The 8,059-nt window shown below is 70.1% G+C and carries 10 protein-coding genes; 5 read left to right on the top strand and 5 right to left on the bottom strand.

The window, feature by feature from the left end; all coding sequences use genetic code 11:
* Positions 1-122 precede the first annotated feature (122 nt).
* The 4 genes from fusA to ACFVZH_RS11200 form a co-directional block, all read right to left on the bottom strand.
* Entirely contained in the window at positions 123-2,252 is a 2,130-nt protein-coding gene (fusA, locus tag ACFVZH_RS11185; RefSeq protein ID WP_384895572.1) for an elongation factor G, read from the bottom strand.
* A gap of 39 nt (positions 2,253-2,291) precedes the next feature.
* Complete coding sequence (gene rpsG, locus ACFVZH_RS11190; protein WP_018101248.1) at positions 2,292-2,762, bottom strand: 30S ribosomal protein S7; 471 nt, start codon at positions 2,760-2,762, stop codon at positions 2,292-2,294.
* Positions 2,763-2,764: 2 nt separating this feature from the next.
* Complete coding sequence (gene rpsL / locus ACFVZH_RS11195) at positions 2,765-3,136, bottom strand: 30S ribosomal protein S12 (RefSeq protein ID WP_003948652.1); 372 nt, start codon at positions 3,134-3,136, stop codon at positions 2,765-2,767.
* 299 nt (positions 3,137-3,435) lie between these two features.
* Positions 3,436-3,885 carry a helix-turn-helix domain-containing protein gene (locus ACFVZH_RS11200; protein ID WP_384895574.1) on the bottom strand — a complete coding sequence of 150 codons (450 nt, stop codon included), beginning with the start codon at positions 3,883-3,885 and terminating at the stop codon, positions 3,436-3,438.
* A gap of 254 nt (positions 3,886-4,139) precedes the next feature.
* On the opposite strand from ACFVZH_RS11200, the gene ACFVZH_RS11205 reads away from it, so the two are divergent.
* Genes ACFVZH_RS11205 through ACFVZH_RS11215 form a run of 3 tightly spaced genes read left to right on the top strand, consistent with a single transcriptional unit; the run spans position 4,140 to position 5,501 of the window.
* Entirely contained in the window at positions 4,140-4,415 is a 276-nt protein-coding gene (locus tag ACFVZH_RS11205) for a WhiB family transcriptional regulator (protein ID WP_384895576.1), read from the top strand.
* A complete protein-coding gene (locus tag ACFVZH_RS11210) occupies positions 4,408-5,304 on the top strand; it encodes a hypothetical protein (RefSeq protein WP_384895578.1) in 897 nt (298 codons plus the stop codon). The genes ACFVZH_RS11205 and ACFVZH_RS11210 overlap by 8 nt, the downstream gene beginning before the upstream one ends.
* Positions 5,298-5,501, top strand: a complete 204-nt coding sequence (locus tag ACFVZH_RS11215; protein WP_384895580.1) for a hypothetical protein — start codon at positions 5,298-5,300, stop codon at positions 5,499-5,501. Before ACFVZH_RS11210 ends, ACFVZH_RS11215 begins: the two co-directional genes overlap by 7 nt.
* An 88-nt stretch (positions 5,502-5,589) precedes the next feature.
* Here the strand turns inward: ACFVZH_RS11215 and ACFVZH_RS11220 are convergent, their stop codons facing one another.
* The gene (locus ACFVZH_RS11220; RefSeq protein ID WP_384895582.1) at positions 5,590-6,417 is read right to left on the bottom strand and encodes a hypothetical protein; all 828 of its coding nucleotides are present in this window, start codon (positions 6,415-6,417) and stop codon (positions 5,590-5,592) included.
* A 257-nt stretch (positions 6,418-6,674) separates the two neighbouring features.
* Here ACFVZH_RS11220 and ACFVZH_RS11225 point away from each other — a divergent pair, with 257 nt between their 5' ends.
* Together ACFVZH_RS11225 and ACFVZH_RS11230 are read left to right on the top strand one after the other, a co-directional pair.
* Positions 6,675-7,085, top strand: a complete 411-nt coding sequence (locus tag ACFVZH_RS11225; RefSeq protein WP_384895584.1) for a hypothetical protein — start codon at positions 6,675-6,677, stop codon at positions 7,083-7,085.
* Between the two features lie 236 nt (positions 7,086-7,321).
* Complete coding sequence (locus ACFVZH_RS11230; RefSeq protein WP_384895586.1) at positions 7,322-7,933, top strand: phage tail protein; 612 nt, start codon at positions 7,322-7,324, stop codon at positions 7,931-7,933.
* The last annotated feature ends 126 nt before the right edge of the window (positions 7,934-8,059 follow it).

Consider the following 8,059-nt stretch of genomic DNA (forward strand, 5'->3'; position numbering starts at 1 on the left):
CCTTGCTTCATCGGCGCCAGGTGATCTTTGCTGGGATGCCAAGTCGCCGGGGCCCGATCCTCGGGGTTCCGGGGCGAAACCCCGGCGACTGGTGTCAAGCCTAAAGCGTGAACTCGGGAGAGTTACTCGCCCTTGGCCTTCGCGATGATCTCCTCGGCGACGTTCCGCGGAACCTCGGCGTAGGAGTCGAACTGCATCGAGTAGCTTGCGCGACCCGAGGTCTTGCTGCGGAGGTCGCCGACGTAGCCGAACATCTCCGAGAGGGGCACGAGGCCCTTCACGACGCGGGCGCCGCTGCGCTCCTCCATGGCCTGGATCTGGCCACGGCGGGAGTTGATGTCGCCGATGACCTCACCCATGTAGTCCTCGGGCGTGGTGACCTCGACGGACATCATGGGCTCGAGGATGACCGGCGAAGCCTTCCGCGCGGCCTCCTTGAAGGCCTGCGAACCGGCGATCTTGAACGCCAGCTCGGAGGAGTCGACCTCGTGGTAGCCACCGTCGAGAAGGATGACGCGGACGCCAGTCATCTCGTAGCCGGCCAGGATGCCGAACTGCATGGCCTCCTGCGCACCCGCGTCGACCGAAGGGATGTACTCCTTCGGGATGCGGCCACCGGTGACCTTGTTCACGAACTCGTACGAGGCGTCGCCGCCCTCGATGGGCTCGATCGCGATCTGCACCTTGGCGAACTGACCGGTACCACCGGTCTGCTTCTTGTGGGTGTAGTCAAGTCGCTCGACGGCCTTGCGGATCGTCTCGCGGTACGCGACCTGCGGCTTGCCGACGTTCGCCTCGACCTTGAACTCGCGACGCATACGGTCGACGAGGATGTCGAGGTGAAGCTCGCCCATACCACCGATGATGGTCTGGCCGGTCTCCTCGTCCGAGTGCACCTGGAAGGAGGGGTCCTCCTCCGCGAGACGCTGGATGGCGACACCCAGCTTCTCCTGGTCACCCTTGGACTTGGGCTCGATGGCGACCTGAATGACCGGCGCCGGGAAGTCCATGGACTCCAGGATGACCGGGTTCTTCTCGTCGCACAGCGTCTCACCGGTGGTGGTCTGCTTGAGGCCCATGACGGCGACGATGTCGCCGGCGCCCACCGAGTCGATCTCCTCACGCTTGTTCGCGTGCATGCGGTAGATCTTGCCGATGCGCTCCTTCTTGCCCTTGACGGAGTTCAGCACCGCGGTGCCGGCCTCCAGGCGACCGGAGTAGATCCGGACGAAGGTGAGCTTGCCGAGGTGCGGGTCGCTCGCGATCTTGAACGCGAGGGCCGACAGCGGCTCGTCGTCGGACGGCTTGCGCTTGACGACCTCCTCCGGGTCCTTCACGCCGTGGCCCTCGATGGCCTCGACGTCCAGGGGGGAGGGGAGGTAGCGCACGACCGCGTCGAGCAGGGGCTGGACGCCCTTGTTCTTGAACGCGGTGCCACAGAAGACGGGGGTGATCGTCTTCTCGCCGCCACCCTTGCCGGAGGCAATGGTGATGCGACGGACGGCGGCGTAGAGCTGCTCCTCGGTGGGCTCGACGCCCTCGAGGAAGAGCTCCATGAGCTGCTCGTCGTTCTCGGAGACGGTCTCGACCAGCTTGGCGCGCCATTCCTCGGCGAGCTCGGTGTGCGAGGCCGGGATGTCGACGACGTCGTACATCTCACCCTTGCTGGCCTCGGCGGACCAGACAAGAGCCTTCATGCGGACGAGGTCGACGACGCCCTGGAAGTCCATCTCGGAACCGATGGGCAGCTGCATGACGATCGGGACGGCGCCGAGGCGGTCCACGATCATGTCGACGCAGCGGAGGAACTCGGCGCCCGTACGGTCGAGCTTGTTGACGAAGCAGATACGCGGAACGCCGTAGCGGTCCGCCTGACGCCAGACAGTCTCGGACTGGGGCTCGACGCCGGCCACACCGTCGAACACGGTGACAGCACCGTCGAGCACGCGCAGCGAACGCTCCACCTCGACGGTGAAGTCGACGTGGCCCGGCGTGTCGATGATGTTGATCGTGTGATCGACATTCTCGAGCGGCCAGTGGCAGGTCGTCGCGGCGGACGTGATCGTGATGCCGCGCTCCTGCTCCTGCTCCATCCAGTCCATCGTGGCAGCGCCGTCGTGGACTTCACCGATCTTGTACGAGACGCCGGTGTAGAACAGGATCCGCTCGGTGGTGGTCGTCTTGCCCGCGTCGATGTGCGCCATGATGCCGATGTTGCGCACCTTGGCAAGGTCAAGCGAAGTGGTAGCCATATCGGCTCAGTCTTCTCTCGGTCTCGATGTGGGTTGCGACTACCAGCGGTAGTGCGCGAAGGCCTTGTTGGACTCGGCCATCTTGTGCGTGTCCTCGCGCTTCTTGACGGCCGCACCGAGGCCGTTCGAGGCGTCGAGGAGCTCGTTCATGAGGCGCTCGGTCATGGTCTTCTCGCGACGGGCGCGGGAGTAACCCACGACCCAGCGGAGCGCCAGGGTCGCGGCGCGGCCCGGCTTGACCTCGATCGGCACCTGGTAGGTGGCGCCACCGACACGGCGGGACTTGACCTCGAGCGACGGCTTGACGTTCTCAAGCGCGCGCTTCAGCGTGATGACCGGGTCAGCGCCGGTCTTCTCGCGGAGGCCTTCCATCGCGCCGTACACGATGCGCTCGGCGGTGGAACGCTTGCCGTCAAGCAGGATCTTGTTGATCAGCGAGGTGACAAGAGGAGAGCTGTAGACCGGGTCGATGATGACCGGGCGCTTCGGGGCGGGGCCCTTACGAGGCATTCTTACTTCTCCTTCTTGGCGCCGTAGCGGCTGCGAGCCTGCTTACGGTTCTTGACGCCCTGCGTGTCGAGGGAACCGCGGATGATCTTGTAACGAACACCCGGCAGGTCCTTCACGCGGCCACCGCGCACGAGCACGATGGAGTGCTCCTGCAGGTTGTGACCCTCACCCGGGATGTAGGCCGTGACCTCGATGCCGGAGGTCAGACGCACACGCGCGACCTTACGGAGCGCCGAGTTCGGCTTCTTCGGGGTGGTCGTGAACACGCGCGTGCAGACGCCGCGACGCTGAGGGGAACCCTCGAGTGCGGGCGTCTTGTTCTTCTCGACCTTGTCCTGCCGGCCCTTACGGACCAGCTGCTGGATCGTAGGCACTACTTCTCCGGTTTCTGTGTGCCGTCGGTGAAACTAACCTGGAACATTCGCCGACCCACGCGGTCGGGTGTGTCGAATCTCGCGGACCCCCGCACGAGGCGGAGAAGGCGCGGATCACGGTGGCCGATATATGACTCGCCGTGCGGTTGAGGACACGCACACGAGCCCAGGCACACCCCAGGCACAAGGCATGAGCGTACCTATCGCATGGACTCCGGTCAAAACAAATGGCCACGCGCGCGGAGGACCGGCGGCCCCGGGGAGGGTCGCCGGTCACGTCCGGTGGCGGCCCGTCGCGGTCAGTCGCGGGCGGTGCGCCTCGGTTCGACGGCGGCGGGGCCGTCCGCGGGCTCGGCGTCGGGCTCCAGGAACTGGTTCACGACCTTGACGAAGACGCCCAGGCGCTCGTCGGGCACGCCGAGCCAGCGGGCGAAGTCCTCCATGGTCGGCTGCCAGTCGCTGGGCGGCAGCAGGTCCGCGGCCAGCGGAAGCTCCTCGGGGCTCACCCGGCCGGACCGGATGAGCATGTCGCGGACGGAGACGCCGAGCAGCGGGGCGATCCTGCGCATGGTCTCCAGGTCAGGCATGCTCTGCCGCTGCAGCAACCGCGTGACGGCGGCGCGGTGCACCCCGGCCTCGTCGGCGATGCGGGACTTCCCGCCGCCGCGGGGACTGTCGATGTCGTATCCGCGCGCCCGCATCAGGCCCTCGACCCAGCCTGCGAACTCGTCGAGCCCTTGACTGCTCATGTGTGTACCGCTCCTCGCTCCCCCACCCTCCGGATCCCATACCTTAGCGTGCTTGCGCGCACGGAATTACGTGCTTTCGGGCACGCAATCGTGTCGAATCGGTGAAGGGGGGCTCACGGCGGTCCCGATTCTTGTTGCGCGCTCGCACGCAACGTGTAAGTCTGGCTCGCCGCCGCACTCGTCGGCCCCCTGAGCCCCAGGAGCCCCACCGGCCCCATGGAGCCCGGGTGGGCCCCGGACCGTGGAGAACTCCCTTGTTCCGTCCCGACCCGTCCCCCTGGCAGGCCGCCGCCGCGTGCGCTGGCCTCTCCCCGTCCGTCATCTTCGCCCGCCGCGCCAAGGAGGCGGCCCCGGCTCTGCGGGCCTGCGCCGACTGCCCCGTCCGCCGCGAGTGCGAATCGGCGGTGGCCCCGGCCGAGAGCTACTTCGACGGCGTCTGCGCGGGCCGCCTCTGGCGCAACGGCCGCCCGGCGGACGCCCAGCGCGTGGCGAAGGCGGTCGCGCTGGTGGGGAGCGGCCGCCGTGGCTGACCGCACCGAAGGCACCGACAGCACGGGAAGCACCGGAAGCACCGGAAGCACCGGAAGCACCGGACGATCTGAACGCACCGCACTCACCGCACGCACCGAAGAGGCCGACGGCTCGGGCGGCGCCCACCGCCCCGGCACCGCCCGTCCCGCCCCGGCCGCCGCCGCCGGCCGGACCGTCGAGCTCGTGCTGCGCGACATCACGCTCTGGACCGCCTCGCTCGTACGCCAGTTCCCCGAGCTGTCCGAGGAGTTGGCGCCCGGCCGCCGTTCCCCCGCCGGAACCGCGCCCACCGCTCCGCACCCGGGCCGCGACGAGCTGATCCGCGAGGAGCGGCGCGAGGCGCTGCTCCTCGAACAGCGGCACGGCCTCTCCGTCCCCGGACACGGCGCCGCCCCGATCCGGCTGCACATCTCCGACGCCATCCGGGACATCACCGACGGCGTGGTGGAACTGGAGGAGGCGGTCTGCGCCCGGCTCGCGCTGCCGCGGCCGCGCCGGGCCGGGGTGATCGAGCGGCTGCGCCGGATCGTCGGGCTGCTCGACGCCGTCGCCGGGCACCCGGACCTCGCCCGGCACGTCCGGGACGAGATCCGGCGGATGGCCCGTCGGTGCGCCCGGACGCTGGGCGACGCGGAGACGGTCGTCCGGGTGTCGGGGCGCTGCCCCTGGTGCGACTCGGTGTCACTGCGGGCGTTCCCCGACCGGCGGGCGGTGCTGTGCGTGAACCCGGCGTGCGTGTGCACGGACGCGGCGTGCGGCTGCCAGGACGACCCCGCCTACCGGCACCTGTGGCCGGAGGACCGATGGGGGGAGCTGTCGGACGCCTCGGGGACCCGTACCGAGGAGATCGAGGCGGCGATGGACGACACGAAGGAGACCTCATGCTGAGCTCGCCCGCACTGCCCTCGCTGATCCCGGGGCCGCTCGCCGCCGAGGAGGCGGGGGTCGCGCCCGCGACGATCCGCAAGTGGGTCCAGCTGGGTCATCTGCGGGCGGCGGGCCGGGCGGGCCGGGCCCAGCTCTTCCGCCTGGAGGACGTGTTCGCGGCCGAGCGGCTGGCCCGCCGCCGCACCCGTACCGCCTGATCCTCAGCCCGGCGCCCGCCCCACCGAAGCGCCCCGCACCCGCCCCACCCGAAGCGCCCCGCGTCCTCTCCGGACGCGGGGCGCTTCGTCATGCCGCCAGGAAGGCGCGGAGGGAGCCGACCAAGGCGTCGGCGAAGCGCTCGCGCACGGGCTCGGGGACGCGGTCGAGGGAGAGGTACGGGTTGAGGTCCTCCAGTTCGACGAGGAGCAGCCCGCCCTCGGGGGCGCGGCAGGCGTCGACGCGCTGGATGCCGTGGTCGAGGGTGTTCCACGCGATGAAGCGGCGGGCGAACGCGAGGTCCTCGGCGGTCGGTTCGTACGGTTCGAGGACCCAGCGGCGCTCGGGGTCGGGGGCGTACAGGGCGTACTGGAAGAGGTCGTCGACGAAGTAGAAGGAGACCTCGTACCGGAAGTCGACGCGCGGCTGGACGAGGAGGTCGCCGTAGGCGAGGCCGGCGAGTTCCTCGTACGGCAGGAAGCGCAGTCCTATGGAGTCGGCGCCGGCCTTGGGCTTGACCGCGTACCGCTCGGCCTCGGGCAGCCGGTGCAGGTCCTCGGGGCGGTCGGCGGTGGGGATGACGGGGTACCCGGCGGCCGTCAGGTCGAGGAGGTACTGCTTGCCGGCCATGTCGCCGCGGCCGTGCAGGGGGTTGTAGACGCGGGTGCCGAGTGCGGTGGCCCGCTCGCGGAAGGCGTCGTACTCCTTGCGGTAGCCGAGGACCGGGCCGCTGTTGCGGACGACGACGGCGTCGAAGTCGGTCATGAGCGCGGCCGCGTCGAGCGGGTGGCAGAGGGCCAGGTCGAAGTCGGCGCGCAGCCGGGCGGTGAGGTGGATGTCCTCGTCGCAGTAGCGCCGCCCCCGCGCCGGGTAGGCGAGGTCGGTCACGTAGAGCAGGTGGGGGCGGTCGGCGGTCATGGCGGCTCCCTGGGGTCGGTGACGCCCAACCTATCCAGGGGGTGTTTCCGCGGTCCCGGCGCATCGGCTTCCGAATTAGTTGCGTGCGCGCACGCTCTCTGTCACAGTTGGTGCAGCGGCGGAGCTGCGCCCGCAGGACGGGCGGCGGCCTCCGCCGTTCGCCGTCCGGGCGCGCTGCCGCGCCCCGCCCCCTCCCGCCGGAGCGCCCCGGGCGGCACCCCGTCCCGCACCCGTCCCCTCTCCCGAGGAGAACCGTCATGACCACTCCCCCGAGTGCTTTCCCGGACGTCGAGAAGCTGGTCGTCGACGTCCTCAAGGCCGACCCCGCCCTCGCCGGCGTCACCGTCGCCGCCAACGCGCCGGCCGGCTTCGACGGCACCCAGAGCGCCGTCCTGGTCAACCGCCGCGGCGGCGCCTGGATCGGCGACCAGCACGTCGACATGCCGCTGATCGAGTTCGAGGTGTACGGGCCGAGCAAGACCGCCGCCCACGTCCTCGCCAACGCGGCCCGGCGGGCGCTGCTCGCCACCATCGGCAAGCAGCTCGGCGCCAACAACGTCGTGCACGACGTCGAGGAGCAGGACGGGCCGCGCTGGATGCCCGACTACCTCTACCGGGGCGCCAACCGCTACCTCTGCGTCATCCGCCTCTCCCTGAGCGTCTTCTGAGCCGCTCGGACCGCTGAGCGCCGCCCCGGCCGCTCGGACCCCCCGAGCGTCTTCCGAGCCGCTCGCACCCCGAGCGCCCACCCGGCCGCTCGCACCCCCGAGCGCCCCGAGCCCGCACGGCTCCCCGACGGGCGCTCGCCCACAGACCAGGCCCCGCCGTCCGGCGGGGCCTTTGCCGTACCCGGACCCCATGTCCGGGGCGGTCATCCCCTCCCAACCCAAGGAGAAACCCCACCATGGCTGGTAACAACTCTGCCGAGATCCGCGTTGCCGGTACCGGCAAGCTCTACGTGGCCGACGCCGGCACCTCCGCCCCGGCCGCCTTCGGCACGGACCCCGCCGCCGACTGGACCGGCGCGGGCTGGAAGGACCTCGGCTTCACCTCCGGCGACGGCGTCACCTTCTCGAAGAAGGACAAGCTGGAGGCCATCGACTCGTGGCAGTCGGTCTCCCCGATCCACTACATCTACTCGAGCCGTGACCTCTCGCTGAAGTTCTCGCTGCTCCAGTTCAACGAGGACACCCTGCCCTTCTTCATGGGCGGCGACGCCGTCAAGGCGGAGCCGACGCCGGCCGTCGACACCTACCGGTACGAGATCGCCGAGCGTCCGTTCGCCGACGTGCGCGCCCTCGGCCTGGAGTTCACCGACGTCAAGGCCGGCGGCACGACCGCGGTGCGCTACCGCTTCATCATCCCGCGCGGTCAGGTCACGGCCACGGACGACATCAAGCTGGCCCGTAAGGCGGCGTCCCAGCTGGGCGTCACCTTCACCGCCATGTCGAAGGGCGACGGCAAGCCGCTGGCGACCTTCCTCATGAAGGACAGCCAGTACTCCGCGACCGTCTGATCCCTCTCCACCCGGGGCGGGGGGGGGCGCCCCCCCCCCCCCCCCCCCCCCCCCCCACCCCCCCACCCCCACCCCCCACACGACAACAAAAACCCCGGACACAAGAACACCCCCCCCCCCCCCCCC

The sequence above is a fragment of the Streptomyces sp. NPDC059534 genome (genome assembly GCF_042743475.1).
Taxonomy (GTDB): Bacteria; Actinomycetota; Actinomycetes; order Streptomycetales; family Streptomycetaceae; genus Streptomyces.